The sequence below is a fragment of the Brevundimonas sp. AVps4 genome (assembly GCF_058681525.1).
Genome location: NZ_CM178741.1, coordinates 2,667,692 through 2,686,947, shown reverse-complemented (window position 1 = coordinate 2,686,947; position 19,256 = coordinate 2,667,692). Strand labels below are relative to the sequence as shown.

Below are 19,256 nucleotides of genomic sequence, written 5' to 3'. Positions count from 1 at the left end.
CATCCGACCATGGATCTTCCAATCGACTTCGCAACCCTTCGCCTGATCTGGTGGGCCCTCTTGGGCGTGCTGCTGATCGGCTTCTCCCTGACCGACGGTTTCGACCTGGGGGTCGGGGCCCTGCTGCCCTTCGTCGCCAAGACGGACGAGGAGCGCCGGATGGTGATCAACACCGTCGGCGCCACCTGGGAAGGCAACCAGGTGTGGTTCATCCTGGGCGGCGGCGCCATCTTCGCCGCCTGGCCCTTCGTCTACGCCGTCAGCTTCTCGGGCTTCTACCTGGCCATGTTCCTGGTCCTGTCGGCCCTGATCCTGCGGCCTGTGTCGTTCAAGTACCGCTCCAAGCGGCCCTCGCCCAAGTGGCGGTCGTTCTGGGACTGGTGCCTGTTCATCGGCGGCTTCGTGCCGGCCCTGGTGTTCGGCGTCGCCGTCGGCAACGTCCTCTTGGGCGCCCCCTTCCGCCTGGATAGCGACCTGCGCTCCTTCTACGACGGCAATCTGCTGGGCCTGTTCACCCCGTTCAGCCTGATCGCCGGCCTGCTGTCGGTGGCCATGCTGGTGCTGCACGGCGCGGCCTGGCTGTCGGTCAAGGCGGAACAGGGACCGGTGCTGGAACGCGCCCGTCTGTTCGGCACGATCGCCGGCCTTCTGGCCCTCGTCCTGTTCGCTGCGGGCGGCCTGTATATGGCCTTCGGCAACGTCGGCTACCGGATCGTGGGCGACCTGGACATCCAGGGCTTCTCCAACCCGCTGCGCACCACGGTCGAGGCCGCGCCCGGCGCCTGGCTGGACAACTACAAGCTCTATCCGTGGATGATGATCGCGCCCACCCTGGGCTTCGTCGGGGCGGTGGTCGGCCTGTCGGGCATGTGGCTGCGGTCCGCGCCCCTGGCCTTCGGCGGGTCGTCGATCTCGACCGTCGGCATCATCTCGACCGTCGGCCTGTCGATGTTCCCCTTCATCCTGCCCAGCTCGATCGACCCGCAGTCCAGCCTGACGGTCTGGAACGCCTCGTCCAGCCACGTGACCCTGTTCATCATGCTGATCTGCACCCTGGTCTTCCTGCCCATCGTGCTGGCCTACACCAGCTGGGTCTACAAGGTGCTGTGGGGCCGGACCTCGGTCGCCGCACTCAAGACCAACCCCGACCTGTACTGAACCCGAGGAGCATCAAGCCATGTGGTATTTTTCCTGGATCCTGGGTGTCGGGCTGGCGGTCGGTTTCGGCGTGCTGAACGGCCTGTGGCACGAGTTCCACCTGTTCGACGAAGGCGACCAAGGCCTGTCGGTCGATGCGGCGAAAGAAGGCGATGTCCCTCTCTAGCCCGGCCGGCGCCGACGTGCGGACGACGCGCGAGCTGATCGCCCGCTACGACGCCCACGCGCCGCGCTACACCTCCTATCCGACGGCGGCGCAGTTCACCCCCGCCGTCGGGGCCGCCGATTGGGGGGCGTGGCTGTCGGCCGCGCCCCTCGACCGCGCGGTGTCGCTGTATCTGCACATCCCCTTCTGCAAGCGGCTGTGCTGGTACTGCGGCTGCAACACCCGGGCGATGAACCGGGTCGCCCCCATGAGCAGCTATGTCGATCTGCTGCTGAAGGAGGCCGATCTGGTCCTGGCCCGGATGGGCGGGCTGAACGGCCGACGCCTGAGGGTCGGTTCGATCCATCTGGGCGGCGGCACGCCCAACATGTTGCCGCCGCAAGAGCTGGAACGGCTGTTCGCGGGCCTGGCGGCCCGGTTCGACCTGGGCGACTGTTTCGAGATCGCCGCCGAACTGGACCCCGAAGTCCTGACCCAGGACTGGATCGAGGCCGCCGGCCGCATCGGCCTGAGCCGCGCCAGCCTGGGGGTGCAGGATCTGTCGCCCGTGGTTCAGGCGGCGGTGAACCGGCCGGAATCCTTCGAGACCATCCGCTGGGCGGCCCAGGCGCTGCGGGCGCAGGGCGTGACCTCGCTGAACCTCGACCTGATGTACGGCCTGCCGCTTCAGGCGGTCGAGAACGTCGTCAATACGGTGGCCCAGGTCGCGACCCTGCGGCCCGACCGGATCGCCCTCTTCGGCTACGCCCATGTGCCGTGGATGAAGCCGCATCAGAAGCTGATCAAGGAGGCCGACCTGCCTGGGGCCGAGGCGCGCTTCGCCCAGAGCCAGGCGGCGGCGCGCTATCTGGTGCAGAAGGGCTGGCAGGCGATCGGACTGGATCATTTCGCCTTGCCGCACGATTCCATGGCCGCCGCCGCGCGGGCCGGCCGGCTGCGTCGCAACTTCCAGGGCTATACGACCGACGAGGCGCCGGTGCTGATCGGCCTGGGGGCGTCGTCGATCAGCCGCACGCCGCTGGGCTTTGTTCAGAACCACGCCCAGGAGCGAGACTGGCGCGCTGCTGTGGAGGCTGGAGACCTGCCGGTCGCACGAGGCGTGGCCCTGAATCCGCGCGACGCCTTCGTGGGCGAGATCATCGAACGGCTGATGTGCGACTTCGCCGTCGATGTGGCGGATCTGGCGCGCCGACACGGGCGCGCTCTGGCCGAGGTGGACGCCGCCTGGCCCCGGCTGCTGCCGTTCCAGCTGGACGGACTGGCCGAGGTCGGCGGGTCTGTGGTGACGGTCACGGACCTGGGGCGTCCGTTCGTGCGGGCGGTCTGCGCCGCCTTTGATCCCGCCGCCGTCGACATCGAGAAGCGGCACGCCCGGGTGGTCTGACTGGACAGATTGTCCAACCCCTGCATGGGTTTGCGCTGGATCAAGGCCGGACCCGCGCAGGGGGCGCACATCCCTCTCAAGACGCTCGGAACAGGTCGCATGAGGCGGCAGCGGGCGTCGGGGATGAGCAAGATGAAACTGAAAACCCTGATCCTCTCAGCCGTCGCCGCCGCCGCCTTTGCGGCCCCGGCCATGGCCCAAAGTCCCGCCGTCTGGGAAGCGCCCAAGAAGGGCGACTGGATCGTCACCGGCCGCGTGACGGACGTCTTTTCCGAGGCCGACAACGCCATCACGACCGCCGCCGGCGCCGACTCCGGCCTGCACGTCGATGTGGGCGACAGCGTGATGCCGACCCTGGGCTTCACCTATTTCCTGACCGACCACCTGGCGGTCGAGGCGATCCTGGGCACGACCAAGCATGAGATCCGCGCCCAGGGCGGAACGACCGACGTCGCCGTTCATGAGACCTGGGTCCTGCCGCCGGTCGTCACCCTCCAGTATCGCCCGCTGACCGAGGGCCGGTTCAGCCCCTATGTCGGCGCCGGCGTCAACTACATGCTGTTCTACAGCGGCGAGGACAAGAACGGCTTCAAAGTCGATCTGGACGACAACTTCGGCTACGCCCTGCAGGCGGGCGCCGACATCGGCATCCAAGGACCGTGGAGCCTGAACGTCGACGTCAAGAAGGTGTGGGTCAATATCGACGCCGACGTCAACGACGGCGCTCTGAAGAGCGATGTGGATCTGGACCCGTGGGTCGTTTCTGTGGGGGTTGGCCGTAAGTTCTAAGAAAAACCGACATCGGAAATGCGTTCGAATGGAAGCCCCGCCGGTTCGCCGGCGGGGCTTTCGTCGTCGTGCGGATGCGCTCGACAAATCCGGCGGCGCGCCCTAGGGCCAGGTGCGACCGCCTGTCGCGGCGCAACTTGGGGATTCTGGCATGCCTTCCGGTTTGATCGCCTTGCTCGACGACGTGGCGGGCATCGCCAAGATGGCGGCGGCCTCGATCGACGACGTCGGGGCTGCGGCCGGCAAGGCCTCGACCAAGGCTGCGGGCGTGGTGGTGGACGATGCGGCCGTGACGCCGCGCTATGTCACCGGCCTGTCGCCCAGCCGCGAACTGCCGATCATCGGCAAGATCGCCCTGGGGTCGTTCCGCAACAAGCTGCTGCTGATCCTGCCTGCGGCGCTGTTGCTGAGCGCTTTCGCCCCGTGGGCCATCACCCCGATCCTGATGTGCGGCGGGGCCTATCTGTGTTTTGAGGGCGCCGAGAAGCTGATGGAGGCCTTCGGCGGCCACGGCCATGAAGAGGAAGCTTCGGACGAGGGCGATGCGGCGACGCTGGAGAAGGCGACCGTGGCCGGGGCCGTGCGGACCGACCTGATCCTGTCGGGCGAGATCATGGCCATCGCCCTGGCCGATGTGGCGGCCCAGCCGATCCTGACCCAGGCGGCCATTCTGGCGGTGGTCGGCGTCGCCATGACGGTCGCCGTCTATGGGGTCGTGGGCCTGATCGTGAAGATGGACGACATCGGCCTGCATCTGGCCGAGCGCCCCAACGGCGGGGTTCGCGTCCTGGGGCGCGGCCTGGTCAAGGGCATGCCGGTGGTGATGAGCGCCCTGTCGATCATCGGGACCGCCGCCATGCTGTGGGTCGGCGGCGGCATTCTGGTGCACGGAACCCATACGCTGGGCCTGCACTGGCCGGCCGAGCCGCTGGAGCATCTGGCCCATGCGGTCGGCGCCGCGACGGGTCCGCTGCACGGCGTGATCAGCTGGGCGGTGACGGCGCTGGGCTCGGCCATTATCGGTGTGATCGTGGGCGGGGTGATCGCCGTCGTGGTGCATCAGCTGGGCCGGCTGCGGTCCCGGTCGGCCCACTGATCCCCGCTGTCACGCCATCGCCATCGGCGGCCGCTAAACGGCCGAGCCAGATTGTCCCGGAGTAAGCCCATGTCCCTGTCGCGCATCACGGTTGCGGCCCTGGCGACCCTGTCGCTGGCGGGCGCCGCCCTTCCTGTCATGGCGCAACAGCAGCAAGCCGCGCCGCAGACCGCCCCTGCGGCCCTGACGCCGCCCAAGCTGATCGTGACCATCGTGGTGGACCAGTTCAGCGCCAATCTGTTCGATCAGTATCGCAGTCGCTACACCGGCGGCCTGCGCCGCATGGCGGACCAGGGACTGGTGTCGATCAACGGCTATCAGACCCACGGCCTGACCGAGACCTGCCCCGGCCACTCCACCATTCTGACCGGCCTGCACCCGACCGAGACCGGCATCCCGGCCAACGACTGGATCGACGCCAAGACAGGCAAGGAGGTCTATTGCCTGGCCGCGCCGCAGAACCACCTGGCCCACGGACGGGACGACACCGACAACGGCCCGGTGGGGCCCGAGCAGCTGCGCGCCACGACCCTGGGCGACTGGCTGAAGGCGGTGAGCCCTGAGAGCAAGGTCGTCGCCGTCTCGGGCAAGGATCGGGGCGCGATCAATCTGGCGGGCCATCAGGGCCAGGCCTTCTGGTTCACCGGCGACTTCGGCCTGACCACCTATGTCGAGCCCGGCGAGACGGCGCAGGCCAAGCTGGCGCCGGTGGCGGATTACAACCGCGCCTTCCGCCAGGGGATGAGCCTGGCGCCGGTGACCTGGGACTACGCCCATGATCAGTGCCGGGCCCTGGCCGGGGACTGGACCATTCGCGGCCAGACCTTCCATTCGACCCTGCCGCCGGCGGGCCTGAAGTTCGACACCTCGCCCCTGCTGGACGAGGCGACGCTGGAGGCCGCCGAATATCTGCTGGACAGCCAGAAGCTGGGGCAGGGGCCGGCGACCGACATGCTGGGCGTCAGCCTGTCGGCCACGGACCGGATCGGCCATTTGTACGGCACCCAGGGACCGGAGATGTGCGAGCAGATGCTGCGGCTGGACGCGGCCCTGGGCGAGTTCCTGGATCGGCTGGCCCAGGTTCCGGGCGGGGTCCTGGTGGTGCTGACGGCCGACCACGGCGGGTCCGACTTCGTCGAGCGGCTGCACGACCACGGCTATCCCCACGCCCGCCGCGCCGACATGGCGGCGATCCAAGGGGTGAACGACGCGCTGAAGGCGCGATTCAACCTCAGCGCCGATCCGCTTCAGGTCGGGGGCAGCGGCCTGATGGTCGCCGACGCCCAGCACCGGTCTCTGCCCGATCCGCTGCGGACCCAGGTGGCCGAGGCGGCGGTCGAGCTGCTGCGCGCCCTGCCGGACGTGGCCTTCGCCGAGACCCGCGACCGGCTGCTGGCCGAGCCCCTGCCGGACAGCCGCCAGCCCGAGATGATGAGCTTGCGCGAGCGGATGCGCCTGTCCACCGTTCCGGAGCGGTCGCCCGACATCCAGTTCGCCTGGGCTCAGAACGTCACCACCGGCGGGCGGGTCGGTTCGACCCTGGCCGGGCACGGCACGCCCTGGGAATATGATCGCCGGGTGCCGATCCTGTTCTGGTGGCCGGGCGCGACTGCGGAAGAGCGGTTCCTGCCGATCCGCACCATCGACATCGCCCCCACCCTGGCCCATGTGATCGGGGTGGCGACGCCCAAGGTCGAGGGCCGCTGCATCGACCTGAACGGGTTCGCGGTGGCCGACTGCCCGACCGAGTGACGCTTGTTCCCATAACGGGATCGAGCTATAAGGCAGGATGAACGTGGTCGCCCGGAAGACTCTCCAGGCCTTCTGGGCTCGTCATCCGTCGGCGAAGGGACCGCTGACGAGTTGGTATGATCATGCGAAGGCTGCCGACTGGCGGTCTCCGCAGGATGTGAGGAATGATTTTCGTTCCGCCGATTTCGTCGGCGACAACCGCGTCGTCTTCGATATCGGCGGTAACAAATATCGGGTGGTGGTGCGGATTTCCTACACCTTCAAGCAGGTGTTGGTGAAGTTCGTCGGCACGCACGCCGAGTATGATCGTATCGACGTGGAAACCGTCTAGGCGAAGGAGCAGATGAGCATGCACATCCATATTCTTCGCGATGAGGCCGACTACCTGGAGGCTCTGGCGGCCTATGAAGCCTATTTCGACAACGCGCCCGAACCTGGCAGCGAGGCTGGCGATCGGTTCGAACTGCTGGGGTTGCTGTTGGCGAAATACGAGGAAGATCATTTCCCTATGCCCACCGGCGATCCGGTCGAGGCGATCCGGTTCGCCATGGAACGCCAAGGGCTGAGCCAGTCGGATCTTTCGGACGTGCTGGGGTCAAGGTCACGGGCGTCTGAGGTGCTGAACCGACGGCGCGCCCTTTCCGTTTCGCAAATCCGCACCCTGTCGCGCGAATGGCGTATTCCGGTTCAAGCGCTGATCGGTGAAGCGAAGGCGGCCTGAAGCGATCCGGCGCGATAAACTCCTGTTTCGGGGCCGTAAACTCGTGTTTCCCGAAGGGAAGCCGGGCTTACGCCCTTGACGTTTCCTAGGCAGAAGAGGGCAAATCGTCCCGGATCGGCGCCGCCGTGCGCCGCCGGGCGGCCCAGAAACCAGCAGGAAACGCCGTCATGAACAGAGCCCGCCGCGCCCGCATCGTCGCGACCCTGGGGCCCGCCAGCCGCGCGCCCGGCATGGTCAAGGCCCTGGCCCAGGCGGGGGTGGACGTCTTTCGGCTGAACTTCAGCCACGGCTCGCACGAGGACCACGCCGCCGCCCTGAAGGCCGTGCGGGGCGCCGAGATGGCGCTGCAAAGGCCGCTGGGGGTTCTGGCCGATCTGCAAGGGCCCAAGCTGCGGCTGGGCCGGTTCAAGGACGTCGAGATCGCGGTCAAGCCGGGCCACAAGATGCGGTTCGACCTGGACCCGACGCCGGGCGACGAGACCCGGGTGCAGATGCCGCACCCCGAAATCTTCAAGGCCCTGCGCCCCGGCATGCTGCTGTTGCTGGATGACGGCCGGGTGCGGCTGCGGGTCGGCGACCGGACCGACGAATGGGCCGATGTGACGGTCGAGAGCGGCACGAAACTGTCGGATCGCAAGGGGGTGGCCGTGCCCGAGGCCGTGATCCCGGTCTCGGCCCTGACGCCCAAGGACCGCGAGGACCTAGCCTTCGCCCTGCGCCAGGGGGTGGACTGGGTGGCGCTGAGCTTCGTCCAGAAGCCCGAGGACATGGCCGAGCTGAAGCGGATCGTGAACGGCCAGGCGGCGTGTCTGGCCAAGATCGAAAAGCCCGCCGCCGTAGCCGATCTGGAGGCCATTCTGGACTATTGCGACGGGGTGATGGTGGCGCGCGGCGACCTGGGCGTCGAGCTGGACCCCGAGGACGTGCCGGTGGCGCAAAAGCAGATCGTGCGGGCGGCGCGCAATCGCGGGGTGCCGGTGATCGTGGCCACCCAGATGCTGGAATCCATGACCAGCGCCCCGGCCCCCACCCGCGCCGAGGCGACCGACGTCGCCAACGCCGTCTACGAAGGCGCCGACGCCCTGATGCTGTCGGCCGAGACGGCGTCGGGCGACTATCCGCTGGAGTCGGTCGGCATCATGAGCCGGATCATCGAGCGGGTCGAGCGCGACCCGATGTGGCCCAAGCTGATGGGCGCCGAACACGCCGGCATGGACGAACACGACGTCGACGCCCTGGTGGCGGCGGCGGGCATGGCGGCCAGCGCCCCCTCGACCGGCTGTCTGGTGGTCTTCACCACCCTGGGCGGCACGGCGCGGCGGATGGCGCGCGAGCGGCCGCTGAAGCCGATCCTGGTCCTGACCCCCAATCCGAACACGGCGCGGCGGCTGGCCCTGGTCTGGGGTCTGGAGCCGCGGCTGGGGGATCAGCCGGACTCGCTGGAGGCCGTGACCGACGATGCGGTCAACAGCGCGGTCCGCTATGGGCTGGCCGAGCCGGGCCAGCGCATTCTGATCCTGGCCGGCACGCCCTTTGGGGCGCCGGGGGCGGCCAATCTGCTGCGCCTGGCCCATGCGCCGGCCAAGACCAAGGGTCGCAAGAAGGGCTGAGGATCAGGCGCCGTCGGACGGAAAAAACAGTCCGATGTGTCCGTTGAGTCCGGTGACCGGGGCGAAGGCGGCGGGATCGGACACGAAAAAACAGTGTCCGATGTGTCCGATCTGTCCGATTGAGCCGGGCGCTGGATGGGGGCGAAGGATGTCAAAGACCTGAGACGTCCTATAGGACGCCGTCGGACCCAGGGGCGTCGAAGGCGGGTCGATCCGTCCAAGGCCTTGACGGTCCTGTCTGATTTTCGCTCCGTCGTGCGGATCGGCGGCGACGGAGCCGGAGCGCCAGCATGCCCTGATAAGTCGGCTGGCGGATGATCAAGCATATCGGCTCCCGACGCGCCGCTAATGCGTCAGCTCGTAAAGAGATATAACAGGAACAATTTGCCGCTTTACCGAGGAACCGTCTTCAGGAAATCGCGACCAGCCAGTGTGATTTGGATGCCGTTTCCTGTATAGATTGCATATCCCTTAGCAAACATGCTGGTGGGAGTTCTGCGGTTGCTTACCAAGTTGCCCACTATTTGATCAAACAGCGGTGTGTATCCATTTGCGGTTGGGATCGCATCACCTTCTGTGGGTTTAAATTTGTCGATCAGGAACTTTTTCAAGGCCGTCGTCGATATTGTTCCGTTGGCGCGTTGGGCAGATAGCTCCAGCGCTAAAACCGCAATGTCGCCCTGCTGGATGCGAGTGCGTTGAATCTTACGAGGCGGCATTAACCCTCCCTCCATACTTGTTAACCATGATTGGCTATCTGAGGTTGTGAGAGTCAAGGGTTATGATCAAGTATATTGGCTCTAAGCGTGCATTGCTGCACCACATAATCGCTGCGGTTGATCAAGCCCTTCCGGATGGCGGCCGGGTATGCGACCTTTTTTCCGGCACTTCGAGAGTTGGACACGCCCTCAAAGGTGAGGGGTTTCAAGTTTGGTCGAATGATCTGAACGCCTACGCTCATGTGCTTGCCACCGCCTATGTCCAGGCCGATCGAGAGGTCTGGATCGACCGGGCCGAGGCGGTGCTGGCGGAACTGCGGGCCGTGAAGCCCGAGGCGGGCTGGTTCACCCAGACCTTCTGCCGGGACGCCCGCTACTTCCATCCCGACAACGGGGCCCGGATCGACGCCGTGCGCGACCGGATCGAGGCGATGGAGCTGGAGCCCGAGCTGAAGGCCGTGGTCCTGGTCAGTCTGATGGAGGCGGCGGATCGGGTGGACAGCACCGCCGGGGTGCAGATGGCCTATATGAAACAGTGGGCGCCGCGCGCGCTGAAGCCGCTGGAGCTGCGCCTGCCCGACATCCTGCCGGGCGTCGGGGCGCCGTGCCGGGCGACCCAAGGCGATGCGGTCGAGATGGCCGATCAGGTGGAGGCGGACCTGGTCTATCTGGACCCGCCCTATAACCAGCATTCTTACCTGGGCAACTATCACTGCTGGGAAAGCCTGGTGCTGTGGGACCGGCCCGAGACCTATGGGATCGCCAACAAGCGGGTGGATGTGAAGACGCGCAAGAGCGCCTTCAACAGCCGCCCCGGCATCGGCCCGGCCCTGAAGTCGGTGATCGAGCGCGTCCGGGCGCCGAACCTGATCGTCAGCTTTAATGACGAGGGCTATCTGAGCCGTCAGGATCTGGTCGAGATGCTGTCGGCGCGGGGACGGGTCCAGGTCGTGGAGATCGCCCACCCCCGCTACGTCGGCGCCCGGATCGGCATCCACAATCCCAAGGGGGAGAAGGTGGGGCAGGTGGGGCGGCTGAGGAACGTCGAACACCTGTTCGTGGTCACCGACCGGCCGGTGGATCTGTCGCTGGCGGCCTGACGGGGCGGGAACCCGACTCGGGCGCACGCCGTTGAGGGTCCATGCAACCGCCCGTCACACACACTGGAACGCCCGCTCGCGAAGACGACTATCGCCTGCGCCCGGCCGCCGAGCCCAAGTCGTGGGTGACGGATCAGCCCCTTACCGACTTTCCGGCGGATCAGCCGATGTCGCGCCTCTACACGCACAACGCCGAGCGGTTCGGCCGGCGCGAGCCCGAGCGGGTCGAGACCGTCGAACCGGAGGCGGAACCGGCCCTGAACCCGCCGCCGCACTGGATGATGATGATCGCCGGCGCCGCCGTGGCCGCCCTGATGGGCGCCCTGTTGGGCGGCTTCATGCACATCTGAGGCTTCAGGCGTCTTCCAGCAGGGCCTTGATCGGTCCCCAGCTTCGGCGATGGGCGGGGCAGGGGCCGAGGGTCTTCAGCGCCGCCTGGTGGACGGGGGCGTTATAGCCCTTGTGCCCCGCAAAGCCGTAGCCGGGATATTGGGCGTCCAGCTCGATCATCAGCCGATCCCGCGCCGTCTTGGCCAGGATCGAGGCCGCCGCGATCGACAGGGACAGGCCGTCGCCCCCGACCACGGTCTGTATCTCGCAGGGTAGTTTGAACCGATAATTGCCGTCCACCAGGGCCGCGACCGGCTGGACCTGCAGGGCCTCGATGGCGCGGCACATGGCCAGGCCGGTGGCGTGCAGGATGTTCAGTTCCTCGATCTCCTCCACCGAGGCGAAGCCGACGCCCCAGGCGACGGCGCGGGCCTTGATCTCGGGCTCCAGCGCCGCGCGGCGCTTTTCCGTCAGGGCCTTGGAATCGTCGATGCCCGGCGGCAGGTCGTCGGGGTTCAGGATCACCGCCGCCGCCGACACCGGCCCCGCCCACGGCCCGCGCCCCGCCTCGTCCACGCCGCAGACGGGGCCGTTGACGCGCTGGGTCAGCACCGTCTCGAGCGCGAGGGTGGGGAAGGCCTTCGGATTCGCGGGGGCTTTAGCCATGGGCCGCCATCGCACGAACCTGGGCGTGACGGAAGCAGGTCGTCTGGTGATCATTGACCATGCCGACCGCCTGCATGAAGGCGTAGACGATCACCGGGCCGCAGAAGTTGAAGCCGCGTTTCTTCAGGGCCTTGGCCATGGCGACGGACTGTTCGGTCTGGGTCGGGGCCTGGCGGTAGTCGGCGAAGGGGGTGTGGATCGGTTCGCCGCCGACGAAGGACCAGAGCCACTCTGAGAAATCCTCTCCGTTGTCGCGCATCTCAAGCCAGATCTGGGCGCCGCGGATGGCGGCCTTGATCTTGGCGCGTGAGCGGATGATGCGGGGGTCGCCCAGCAGGCGTTGGATGTCGGCCTCGTCATAGCGGGCGACGATTTCGGGGTCGAAGCCGTCGAAGGCGTCGCGGATGCCCTCGCGCTTTCGCAGGATGGTGATCCAGGCGAGGCCGGCCTGGAAGCCGTCGAGGACCAGCTTCTCCCACAGGGCGCGGGGGTCGCGTTCGGGCACGCCCCATTCGGTGTCGTGATAGGCGATGTAGAGCGGGTCGGTGGTCCCGCACCAGCCGCAGCGGCCCGATGTGTGTGAGTCGGTCATGCGGCGATGTTGCCGGTTTGTTCGAGGTGTTCAAGACCCTCTCCCGCTTGCGGGAGAGGTGTCGCGTCGATCGCGAAGCGATCTGAGGCGCCCCCTTCCTGATCCCTCGTTTTGAGTGAGAGTCCGTTTCATCAAGGAGACGGACGTGAAGAAGAGCAGGTTCAACGAAGCGCAGATCATAGGCGTGCTGCGCGAGCAGGAGGCCGGAAGCCCGACGGCGGAGGTATGCCGAAGGCACGGGATCAGCGAGCAGACCTTCTATCGGTGGAAGGCGAAGTACAGCGGCATGAGCGTGTCGGACGCCACGAAGCTGAAGGCGCTGGAAGACGAGAACCGGCGGCTGAAGAAGCTGCTGGCGGAGTCGATGCTGGACGTGTCGGCGCTGAAGGATCTTCTGGGAAAAAACTGATCGGGCCTGCAGCGCGCAGAGCGGCCGTGCTTCGTCTGATGGCGGAGCGCGGCTTCTCCCAGAAGCGCGCCTGCGGGCTGGTTCAGATCGATCCGAAGACGGTGCGTCGCGAGCCTGAACAGGGCGATGTGGAGGTGCGCGAGCGCCTGCGCAGCCTGGCGGCTGAGCGCCGCCGGTTCGGCTACCGGCGCTTGGGCATTCTGTTGCAACGGGAGGGCCTCAGCATGAACAAGAAGCGGCTGTTCCGGCTCTATCGGGAGGAAGGCTTGGCGGTGCGACGGCGACGGGGCCGCAAGCGGGCCACCGGAACCCGTGCGCCCATGGCCCTGCCGGACGGCCCAAACCAGCGCTGGTCGCTGGACTTCGTGGCCGACAGTCTGTCGTGGGGCCGACGCTTCCGCATCCTGTGCATCGTGGACGACTTCACGCGCGAGGCCCTGGCTCTGGTGGTCGACACCTCGATCGGCGGCTCACGCATGGCGCGCGAGTTGGACCGGCTGATCGCCCGACGCGGGCGTCCGGCCATGATCGTCAGCGACAACGGGACCGAGATGACCAGCCGGGCCATCCTGGAATGGACCAACCGCACCGGCGTGGCCTGGCATTACATCGCGCCGGGCAAGCCGCAGCAGAATGGCTTCGTCGAAAGCTTCAACGGCAGGCTCCGCGACGAGTGTCTGAACGAGGAGGTCTTCGCCACCCTGGCCGAGGCCCGCGCCGTCATCGAGCGCTGGCGCATCGACTACAACCACGTCAGGCCGCACTCGGCGCACGGGGGACTGACCCCGGAGGCGGTGCGCCTGAACCCCGCGGCCGTTCGGCTGCGCAACTTGATCAGCTCCGCCGCACGGCCGCTCCCGTCGGCGAAGCAGATCGGCTATCAACCCCCTGGACTCTCATAATGATCGAGGGACCAGAGGGGGGCGCCTCAGATCCAGCGACGGAGAGGGAAGTTTTACTTGAAGAAGAAGACTTCCCCCATCGTCAGCCGTCTCGCTCCGCTCGACGAGCTGACACTTCCCCCGCAAGCGGGGGAAGGTCTGGTGAGATCAATCCCTGACCAGTCCCCCGTCCACCACCAGGTTCTGACCCGTCACTGCGCGGCTCCAGGGGGAGGCGAAGAACAGGGCGGCGTCGGCGAATTCCTCCGGCGTCGTGACCGACCGCAGCGGGGTCATGCCGGCGATCAGGTCGAAGACGGCGTCCGGCGTGGCGGCGCTGGCGTCGGTGGTGCGCAAGAGGCCGCCGGAGACCATGTTGACGGTGATCCCGTCCGGACCCAGGTCGCCGGCCGCCGTGCGGGTCAGGGACAGGAGTGCGGCCTTGGCGGCGGTATAGTCGTGATAGGGCACGACCGGGTTCTGGAACAGGTTGGTGCCGATGTTGATCACCCGCCCGAACTTGCCGGCGGCCATGCCCGGCGCCGTCGCCTGGATGGTGTTCAGGGCGCCGTGCACCACGGTCGAGAACTGGGCCGCCAGTTCATCCCAGCCGATGTCGGTCATCTGCGACCGGGCGTCGCCGTTGAAACTGTAGTCCAGGGCGTTGTTGACGACGGTGGTGACCGGGGCGCCGAAATGGCCTTGAGCGGCGGCGACCAGGGCGTCGACGGCGGCGCGGTCGGCCACATCGGCCTGAAGGGCGACGGCGCGGTCGCCGATCTCGGCCGCCAGGGCCTCGGCGGCCTCGCCGCTGGCGCGCCAGTTGATGATCACGCGGGCGCCTTCGCGGGCGAAGGCGCGGACGGCGGCGGCGCCGACGCCGCGCGCGCCGCCGGTGACGAGGACGATCTGGTCGGCGATCTTCATGGAAGGGTCTCAGTCGGTGGAGGAGGGGAGGACGTCCTGACCCATCCAGGCGGGCCGGCGCAAGCGCACCGGCCGACCCTCGACGGTCAGCTCGCCGTCGAGACGGTCGATGCGCAGCAGGGCCATGGCCGAGCCGCCTTTGCCGGACAGCACCTCGCCCGCGCGCAGCTCGCCCTTCAGCACCTCGGCGCCGAAGGGGGGCGGGGGGCCGTCGAAGTCGAGGACCAGCATCCGGTTCTTGATCGAACCTCGGCGTTTCATCCGCGAGGTGGTCTCCTGGCCGACGAAACAGCCCTTGTGGAAGTCGATCCCGTTCAGCAGGTCGAAATCGGCCTCGATCGGATAGGTCTTGTCCTGGGGGGCGTCGGCGGCCGGATCGGGCACGCCGACCGACAGGCGGTGCAGGTCATAGTCGGCCTCGGTCGCGTCGGCTGTAGCCGGGCCATAGAGGCGGCCGCCCATCAGAGGTGTTCGGGGATCGGGAATGAAGCCTGTGGGCGCATCGGGCCAGGCGGCGAAGACGGGGCGGTCGTCGGCGGCCACCTGGACCTTGGCTCTCAGTTTGTACATCGACAGCCGCTGGATCAGGGCGTCGCGACGGTCGGCGGCGACGTCCAGCAGGACGCCCTCGGCCTGGCCCAGGATGAACAGGTCGAACAGCAGCCGACCGGGCGGGGAGAGCAGGGCGCCGAACCGCAGTTCGCCTTCGGACAGGGTCTCGACGTCCTGGGTCAGCAGATTGTGCAGGAAGGGTCGGGCCTCGGGGCCGGTGACGGCGATCAGGGCGCGGCTGGACAGGCGGGCGACGGGCATGGCGCCTAGATAGGCAGGCCGGAGCCTGGGCATAAGGCGGCGGGACCGAAAATCTGGGCCTCAGACCACGGCGTAGCGGGCGACCACCCCGTCCGGCTGGAAATCATGCCGGTCCAGCCGGTCCAGCGACCGCATCAGGCGGCCCAGGAAATCGGCGGGATCGCCCTCCTCAACGGCCGGGCGCAGCCAGTCGGTGACGACCGCGCGGGCGGGATAGGTCCCCACGGGGCCGGGGACGCTGAGCGCCACCTCCACCCCTTCGGCGATCCAGCCGGCGACGGTGGCGAACAGGTCGATGGAGGCCAGGAAGTCGCTGCGCCGCAGGACGTACAGGGTGATCACCCCGTCCTCGATCCCGTCGGGGCGGACGATGATCCCGCTGCGGTCCGGCCGCCAGTCGTCGGACAGTTCGACGACCCGCCACAGGCAGAACCAGATGCGGCAGGTGTTCGGCCGCACGGCATGGACCGAACAGCCCGCCGCCTCGACGCAATAGGCGCACAGCTCGCCGGTGGGCTTGGCCAGTTCGGGCAGGTCCAGCGGAATGGCCCGACAGCATTCGACGCAGGCGCCGCAGGTCCGGTCGGGCAGGAGGGGCAGGCTCAACCGACCGACCGCTCCAGCCGGGCGATGCGGCGGTCCATGTCGGCGACCATGGCCTGAAGCCGCGTCTTCTCAGAGGCCATGTCCACGGGCGTTCCGTCCTCATAGGTGATGACCGCGCCCTGGTCGATCAGGTCCAGCCGATAGAGGGCCGTGACCCGCTGAGCCTTGAAGCGTTCGAGGGCGGCGACGGCGGCCGGATCGGGGGTTTGAACCATGGCCGGGCTCTAAACCATTGCGGCCTGCGGGGAAACCGTCGGGCGAGGCGCAGACCCGCAGTTGGGGATTGGCGCTGAATCCCGGCGAGAATCCCTTTATACGGTGCACGGATGATCGGGCGCTTTCCCATCCTCTATATCGCCGAGGCGGACGCCGAGGACGCCGTCCTGTCTTCGGGCGTGCTCGCCTATCTGGTCGAGAGCCTGCCCAACGCCGTCTTCACCGTGGTGGGATCGGCCGCAAGCGCCCCCCTGTTCGCCGACACGCCCCGGCTGGAACGGCTGCTGGTGCTGGAGCGCGAGGGGCGGTTCGATTGGATCGCCCTGTGGAACCAGGTGCGGGGGACCAACTGGGGCCTGGTCGTGGACATGCGCGGCTCGACCCTGTCGGGCAAGCTGAGGCGCCAGAAGCGGGCGGTGCGGGGGCGCGATCCCGAGGGTGTGCATGCGGTCGAGGCCGCCGCCGCCGTGCTGAAGCTGGAGCCGCATGAGGCGCCGTCGCCCCGGCTCTATGTCTCCGACATCACCCAGGCCCAGGTCGAGGCCCTGATCCCCGCGACCGGCGGCGACGGCCCCATATTGGCGGTCGGGCCGGGGGTGGAGTGGATGGGGCGGCGCTGGCCGGCCGAACGCTACGCCAAGGTGGCGACCAAGCTCCTGGCCGACGACGGCCCCCTGGCGGGCGGGCGTCTGATGATCGTGGGCGAAGAGATCGACCGGGAAGCGGCCCACACCATCCGCTACGCCGTGCCGCGCGCGCGGGTGATCGAGCTGCAAGGCCGGCTGACGCGGCTGCAGACCGTCGCGGCCCTGTCCAAGGCGCGGCTGTACATCGGGGCGGATTCAATCTGGACCCATCTGGCGACGGCGGCTGGCGCGCCCGTGGTGGCGGTCTTCGGCCCGTCTGACGAGACCCGGCGCGGCCCCTGGAAGGGGGTGACGGTGCGCGGGCCCCGATCGTTTGCGGAGTTCAAGACCCTGGACCCCCGGCTGAACCAGGCCATCCAGCATATGATGGACCTGCCGTGGGAGCGGGTGCTGAAGGCGGCGGTGCGGCTGTTGAAGGAGAGGGGCTAAAAGCCCCCACACTCCGCTCATCCCCGCGAAAGCGGGGACCCAGTGCTTTGGGCGATCAGTGCCTGAAGGGACTTGCAGCAAGCAAACCCACTATTCGAGTCCTGGCGAAAGAACTGGGTCCCCGCTTTCGCGGGGATGAGCGGAAATGTAGAAACGCGGCATCGGATAGAAGGACGCCGCCCCATGACCCAGACCTATGACCTGATCGTCCGCGGCGGCGAGGTGGCCAACCATGCGGGGCGGGGCATGGCCGACGTCGGGGTGATCGACGGCAAGATCGCCTTCATCGGCGACCTGTCCCAGGCCTCGGCCGGAGAGACTTTCGACGCGACGGGCCTGACCGTCCTGCCCGGCGTCATCGACACCCAGGTTCATTTCCGCGAACCCGGCCTGGAGTGGAAGGAAGACCTGGAGACGGGCAGCCGCGCGGCGGCTCTGGGCGGGGTCGTCGCCGTGTTCGAAATGCCGAACACCAATCCCAACACCACCGACCCGGACACCATGGCCGACAAGCTGGCGCGGGCGAAGGACCGGATGTGGACCGACCACGCCTTCTATGTCGGCGGCACGCATGAGAACGCCGACTATCTGGGCGAGCTGGAGCGGCTGCCCGGCTGTTGCGGGGTCAAGGTCTTCATGGGCGCCTCGACCGGCGACCTGCTGATCGCCGACGACGAGGGGGTGCGCAAGGTTCTGTCGAACGTGCGCCGCCGCGCCACCTTCCACTCCGAGGATGAATACCGGCTGGTCGAGCGGCGCGGCCTGGCCCGCACCGGTGACTGGACCAGCCACCCCGAGGTGCGCGACGCCGAGAGCGCCATCCGCTCGACCCGCCGTCTGGTCGGCCTGGCCCAGGAGACGGGCGCCCGCATCCATGTGCTGCACGTCACGACCAAGGACGAGATGGAGTTCCTGCGCTTCCACAAGGATGTCGCCACCGTCGAGATCACGCCGCAACACCTGACCCTGGCCGCGCCCGAAGCCTATGAGCGACTGGGCGCCTATGCCCAGATGAATCCGCCGATCCGGTCGCAGGAGCATGTGGACGCCCTGTGGCTGTGGGGCATGCAGCAGGGCGTGGCGGACGTCATCGGCTCGGACCATGCGCCGCATACGAAGGAGGAGAAGGCCAAACCCTATCCGGCCTCGCCGTCCGGCATGCCGGGGGTGCAGACGCTTGTGCCCCTGATGCTGACCCATGTGGCGCAAGGGCGGCTCAGCCTGGAGCGGTTCATCGACCTGACCTCGGCCGGCGCCCAGCGGGTGTTCGGCACGGCCAACAAGGGACGGATGGCCGTCAGCTATGACGCCGACCTGACCATCGTCGATCTGAAGGCCAAGAGAACGATCACCCACGACCAGCAGGCCTCGCGCTGCGGCTGGACCCCCTTCGACGGGGTCGAGGCGACCGGCTGGCCGATGGCGACGATCGTGCGCGGGCGGGTGGTGATGCAGGACGGCGAACTGATCGGCGCGGCCCACGGACGGCCGGTGCGGTTCATGGAGACGCTGTGAGGGAAAAACTCGGCCTGATCGGCTTCGGCGCCTTCGGGCGGCTGACGGCGCGGCATCTGTCGTCCTGGTTCGACATCTACGCCCATGACCCGGCCGCTGAAGACGGCGAGGGCTGGGCGACCCTGACCGATCTGGCGACCGCCGCCGCCTGTCCGACGGTGATCCTGGCCGTGCCGGTCGAGGCGCTGGAGGCGACCCTGGGCGCCATGGGGCCCCATCTGGCGCCGGGGGCCCTGGTCCTCGATGTCGGTTCGGTCAAGGTGAAGCCCGCGCGACTGATGGACGATAGGCTGGCGCCCGGCGTGCGGATCGTCGGAACCCACCCCCTGTTCGGCCCCCAGAGCGGCAAGGCCGGGATCGCCGGGCTCAGGATCGCCGTCTGCGCGGCGCGCGGCGACCGCGACGCCCGCCGCGTCGCCGCCTTCTGCCGGAAAGCCCTGAAGCTGAGGGTCTTTCTGGTCACGCCCGAAGATCATGACCGGGAGGCGGCCGTGGTCCAGGGCCTGACCCATCTGATCGCCCGTGCGCTTCTGGCCATGGAGCCCCTGCCGACCCGCATGACCACCGCCAGTTTCGAGCGGCTGATGGAGGCGGTGGACATGGTGCGCCACGACAGCCCCGCCGTCTTCCGCGCCATCGAACGCGACAATCCCTTCGCGGCCGAGGTGCGCGAGCGGTTCTTCACCCTGGCGGATCAGGCGCGGGGGGCGTTGGGGGAGGGGTAGGGGGC

General features: G+C 67.9%; 22 protein-coding genes. 15 read left to right on the top strand and 7 right to left on the bottom strand.

Annotation, left to right across the window (positions count from 1 at the left end):
- Window positions 1-9 precede the first annotated feature (9 nt).
- The 9 genes from cydB (at window position 10) to pyk (ending at window position 8,676) form a co-directional block, all read left to right on the top strand.
- Complete coding sequence (cydB, locus tag ACW178_RS13355) at window positions 10-1,158, top strand: cytochrome d ubiquinol oxidase subunit II (protein WP_333896934.1); 1,149 nt, start codon at window positions 10-12, stop codon at window positions 1,156-1,158.
- A gap of 19 nt (window positions 1,159-1,177) precedes the next feature.
- A complete protein-coding gene (cydX, locus tag ACW178_RS13350) occupies window positions 1,178-1,324 on the top strand; it encodes a cytochrome bd-I oxidase subunit CydX (protein ID WP_054766299.1) in 147 nt (48 codons plus the stop codon).
- Window positions 1,311-2,708: an oxygen-independent coproporphyrinogen III oxidase gene (gene hemN, locus ACW178_RS13345; protein WP_191559090.1), complete on the top strand. Its 1,398-nt coding sequence runs from the start codon at window positions 1,311-1,313 to the stop codon at window positions 2,706-2,708. Before cydX ends, hemN begins: the two co-directional genes overlap by 14 nt.
- Window positions 2,709-2,831: 123 nt before the next feature.
- A complete protein-coding gene (locus ACW178_RS13340; RefSeq protein WP_191554338.1) occupies window positions 2,832-3,497 on the top strand; it encodes an OmpW/AlkL family protein in 666 nt (221 codons plus the stop codon).
- Between the two features lie 151 nt (window positions 3,498-3,648).
- The gene (locus ACW178_RS13335) at window positions 3,649-4,593 is read left to right on the top strand and encodes a DUF808 domain-containing protein (protein ID WP_492024653.1); all 945 of its coding nucleotides are present in this window, start codon (window positions 3,649-3,651) and stop codon (window positions 4,591-4,593) included.
- Window positions 4,594-4,662: 69 nt separating this feature from the next.
- Window positions 4,663-6,345 (top strand): alkaline phosphatase family protein, encoded by a 1,683-nt coding sequence (locus ACW178_RS13330; protein ID WP_191554336.1) that lies wholly within the window; start codon window positions 4,663-4,665, stop codon window positions 6,343-6,345.
- 37 nt (window positions 6,346-6,382) lie between these two features.
- Window positions 6,383-6,676 carry a type II toxin-antitoxin system HigB family toxin gene (locus tag ACW178_RS13325; protein ID WP_183214877.1) on the top strand — a complete coding sequence of 98 codons (294 nt, stop codon included), beginning with the start codon at window positions 6,383-6,385 and terminating at the stop codon, window positions 6,674-6,676.
- A gap of 12 nt (window positions 6,677-6,688) precedes the next feature.
- Window positions 6,689-7,066, top strand: coding sequence for a helix-turn-helix domain-containing protein (locus tag ACW178_RS13320; RefSeq protein ID WP_182715019.1), 378 nt, complete (start codon window positions 6,689-6,691; stop codon window positions 7,064-7,066).
- A gap of 167 nt (window positions 7,067-7,233) precedes the next feature.
- Window positions 7,234-8,676 (top strand): pyruvate kinase, encoded by a 1,443-nt coding sequence (pyk, locus tag ACW178_RS13315; protein WP_191554335.1) that lies wholly within the window; start codon window positions 7,234-7,236, stop codon window positions 8,674-8,676.
- 392 nt (window positions 8,677-9,068) lie between these two features.
- On the opposite strand, the gene ACW178_RS13310 is transcribed toward pyk, so the two are convergent.
- Entirely contained in the window at window positions 9,069-9,395 is a 327-nt protein-coding gene (locus tag ACW178_RS13310) for a hypothetical protein (RefSeq protein WP_191559084.1), read from the bottom strand.
- Between the two features lie 62 nt (window positions 9,396-9,457).
- On the opposite strand from ACW178_RS13310, the gene ACW178_RS13305 reads away from it, so the two are divergent.
- Both ACW178_RS13305 and ACW178_RS13300 read left to right on the top strand, forming a co-directional pair.
- Window positions 9,458-10,495, top strand: coding sequence for a DNA adenine methylase (locus ACW178_RS13305; RefSeq protein WP_191559083.1), 1,038 nt, complete (start codon window positions 9,458-9,460; stop codon window positions 10,493-10,495).
- A 41-nt stretch (window positions 10,496-10,536) separates the two neighbouring features.
- On the top strand, window positions 10,537-10,845 hold the full coding sequence (locus ACW178_RS13300) for a hypothetical protein (RefSeq protein WP_191559082.1): 309 nt from the start codon (window positions 10,537-10,539) through the stop codon (window positions 10,843-10,845).
- Window positions 10,846-10,849: 4 nt separating this feature from the next.
- Here the strand turns inward: ACW178_RS13300 and rnhB are convergent, their stop codons facing one another.
- Window positions 10,850-11,491 carry a ribonuclease HII gene (gene rnhB, locus ACW178_RS13295; RefSeq protein ID WP_492024652.1) on the bottom strand — a complete coding sequence of 214 codons (642 nt, stop codon included), beginning with the start codon at window positions 11,489-11,491 and terminating at the stop codon, window positions 10,850-10,852.
- Window positions 11,484-12,083 (bottom strand): DNA-3-methyladenine glycosylase I, encoded by a 600-nt coding sequence (locus tag ACW178_RS13290; RefSeq protein ID WP_287104552.1) that lies wholly within the window; start codon window positions 12,081-12,083, stop codon window positions 11,484-11,486. The genes rnhB and ACW178_RS13290 overlap by 8 nt, the downstream gene beginning before the upstream one ends.
- Before the next feature lie 145 nt (window positions 12,084-12,228).
- Between ACW178_RS13290 and ACW178_RS13285 the strand changes: the two genes are divergently transcribed.
- A protein-coding gene (locus tag ACW178_RS13285; RefSeq protein ID WP_191559183.1) for an IS3 family transposase occupies window positions 12,229-13,394 on the top strand; the annotation gives its coding sequence in 2 pieces (ribosomal slippage) (window positions 12,229-12,487 and window positions 12,487-13,394; 1,167 coding nt in all).
- A 147-nt stretch (window positions 13,395-13,541) separates the two neighbouring features.
- Here the strand turns inward: ACW178_RS13285 and ACW178_RS13280 are convergent.
- The 4 genes from ACW178_RS13280 to ACW178_RS13265 are packed head-to-tail and all read right to left on the bottom strand — an operon-like array spanning window position 13,542 to window position 15,934.
- The gene (locus ACW178_RS13280; protein WP_054766291.1) at window positions 13,542-14,300 is read right to left on the bottom strand and encodes a 3-oxoacyl-ACP reductase; all 759 of its coding nucleotides are present in this window, start codon (window positions 14,298-14,300) and stop codon (window positions 13,542-13,544) included.
- Between the two features lie 9 nt (window positions 14,301-14,309).
- Window positions 14,310-15,113: a CAF17-like 4Fe-4S cluster assembly/insertion protein YgfZ gene (ygfZ, locus tag ACW178_RS13275; RefSeq protein ID WP_492024651.1), complete on the bottom strand. Its 804-nt coding sequence runs from the start codon at window positions 15,111-15,113 to the stop codon at window positions 14,310-14,312.
- A gap of 60 nt (window positions 15,114-15,173) precedes the next feature.
- The gene (locus ACW178_RS13270; protein WP_191558826.1) at window positions 15,174-15,719 is read right to left on the bottom strand and encodes a hypothetical protein; all 546 of its coding nucleotides are present in this window, start codon (window positions 15,717-15,719) and stop codon (window positions 15,174-15,176) included.
- Window positions 15,716-15,934: a hypothetical protein gene (locus ACW178_RS13265; RefSeq protein WP_191558825.1), complete on the bottom strand. Its 219-nt coding sequence runs from the start codon at window positions 15,932-15,934 to the stop codon at window positions 15,716-15,718. Before ACW178_RS13265 ends, ACW178_RS13270 begins: the two co-directional genes overlap by 4 nt.
- Window positions 15,935-16,045: 111 nt before the next feature.
- On the opposite strand from ACW178_RS13265, the gene ACW178_RS13260 reads away from it, so the two are divergent.
- From ACW178_RS13260 to ACW178_RS13250, 3 genes are all read left to right on the top strand, one after another.
- Window positions 16,046-17,011, top strand: a complete 966-nt coding sequence (locus tag ACW178_RS13260; RefSeq protein WP_191554327.1) for a glycosyltransferase family 9 protein — start codon at window positions 16,046-16,048, stop codon at window positions 17,009-17,011.
- A gap of 183 nt (window positions 17,012-17,194) precedes the next feature.
- Window positions 17,195-18,526, top strand: a complete 1,332-nt coding sequence (locus ACW178_RS13255) for a dihydroorotase (protein WP_191554326.1) — start codon at window positions 17,195-17,197, stop codon at window positions 18,524-18,526.
- Window positions 18,523-19,251, top strand: a complete 729-nt coding sequence (locus tag ACW178_RS13250; RefSeq protein WP_492024650.1) for a prephenate dehydrogenase/arogenate dehydrogenase family protein — start codon at window positions 18,523-18,525, stop codon at window positions 19,249-19,251. Before ACW178_RS13255 ends, ACW178_RS13250 begins: the two co-directional genes overlap by 4 nt.
- The last annotated feature ends 5 nt before the right edge of the window (window positions 19,252-19,256 follow it).

Coding starts and splice junctions, on each gene's coding strand:
- cydB (WP_333896934.1), top strand. CDS start 10: ATGGATCTTCCAATCGACTTCGCAACCCTTCGCCTGATCTGGTGGGCC.
- cydX (WP_054766299.1), top strand. CDS start 1,178: ATGTGGTATTTTTCCTGGATCCTGGGTGTCGGGCTGGCGGTCGGTTTC.
- hemN (WP_191559090.1), top strand. CDS start 1,311: ATGTCCCTCTCTAGCCCGGCCGGCGCCGACGTGCGGACGACGCGCGAG.
- ACW178_RS13340 (WP_191554338.1), top strand. CDS start 2,832: ATGAGCAAGATGAAACTGAAAACCCTGATCCTCTCAGCCGTCGCCGCC.
- ACW178_RS13335 (WP_492024653.1), top strand. CDS start 3,649: ATGCCTTCCGGTTTGATCGCCTTGCTCGACGACGTGGCGGGCATCGCC.
- ACW178_RS13330 (WP_191554336.1), top strand. CDS start 4,663: ATGTCCCTGTCGCGCATCACGGTTGCGGCCCTGGCGACCCTGTCGCTG.
- ACW178_RS13325 (WP_183214877.1), top strand. CDS start 6,383: ATGAACGTGGTCGCCCGGAAGACTCTCCAGGCCTTCTGGGCTCGTCAT.
- ACW178_RS13320 (WP_182715019.1), top strand. CDS start 6,689: ATGAGCATGCACATCCATATTCTTCGCGATGAGGCCGACTACCTGGAG.
- pyk (WP_191554335.1), top strand. CDS start 7,234: ATGAACAGAGCCCGCCGCGCCCGCATCGTCGCGACCCTGGGGCCCGCC.
- ACW178_RS13310 (WP_191559084.1), bottom strand. CDS start 9,395: ATGCCGCCTCGTAAGATTCAACGCACTCGCATCCAGCAGGGCGACATT.
- ACW178_RS13305 (WP_191559083.1), top strand. CDS start 9,458: ATGATCAAGTATATTGGCTCTAAGCGTGCATTGCTGCACCACATAATC.
- ACW178_RS13300 (WP_191559082.1), top strand. CDS start 10,537: ATGCAACCGCCCGTCACACACACTGGAACGCCCGCTCGCGAAGACGAC.
- rnhB (WP_492024652.1), bottom strand. CDS start 11,491: ATGGCTAAAGCCCCCGCGAATCCGAAGGCCTTCCCCACCCTCGCGCTC.
- ACW178_RS13290 (WP_287104552.1), bottom strand. CDS start 12,083: ATGACCGACTCACACACATCGGGCCGCTGCGGCTGGTGCGGGACCACC.
- ACW178_RS13280 (WP_054766291.1), bottom strand. CDS start 14,300: ATGAAGATCGCCGACCAGATCGTCCTCGTCACCGGCGGCGCGCGCGGC.
- ygfZ (WP_492024651.1), bottom strand. CDS start 15,113: ATGCCCGTCGCCCGCCTGTCCAGCCGCGCCCTGATCGCCGTCACCGGC.
- ACW178_RS13265 (WP_191558825.1), bottom strand. CDS start 15,934: ATGGTTCAAACCCCCGATCCGGCCGCCGTCGCCGCCCTCGAACGCTTC.
- ACW178_RS13260 (WP_191554327.1), top strand. CDS start 16,046: ATGATCGGGCGCTTTCCCATCCTCTATATCGCCGAGGCGGACGCCGAG.
- ACW178_RS13255 (WP_191554326.1), top strand. CDS start 17,195: ATGACCCAGACCTATGACCTGATCGTCCGCGGCGGCGAGGTGGCCAAC.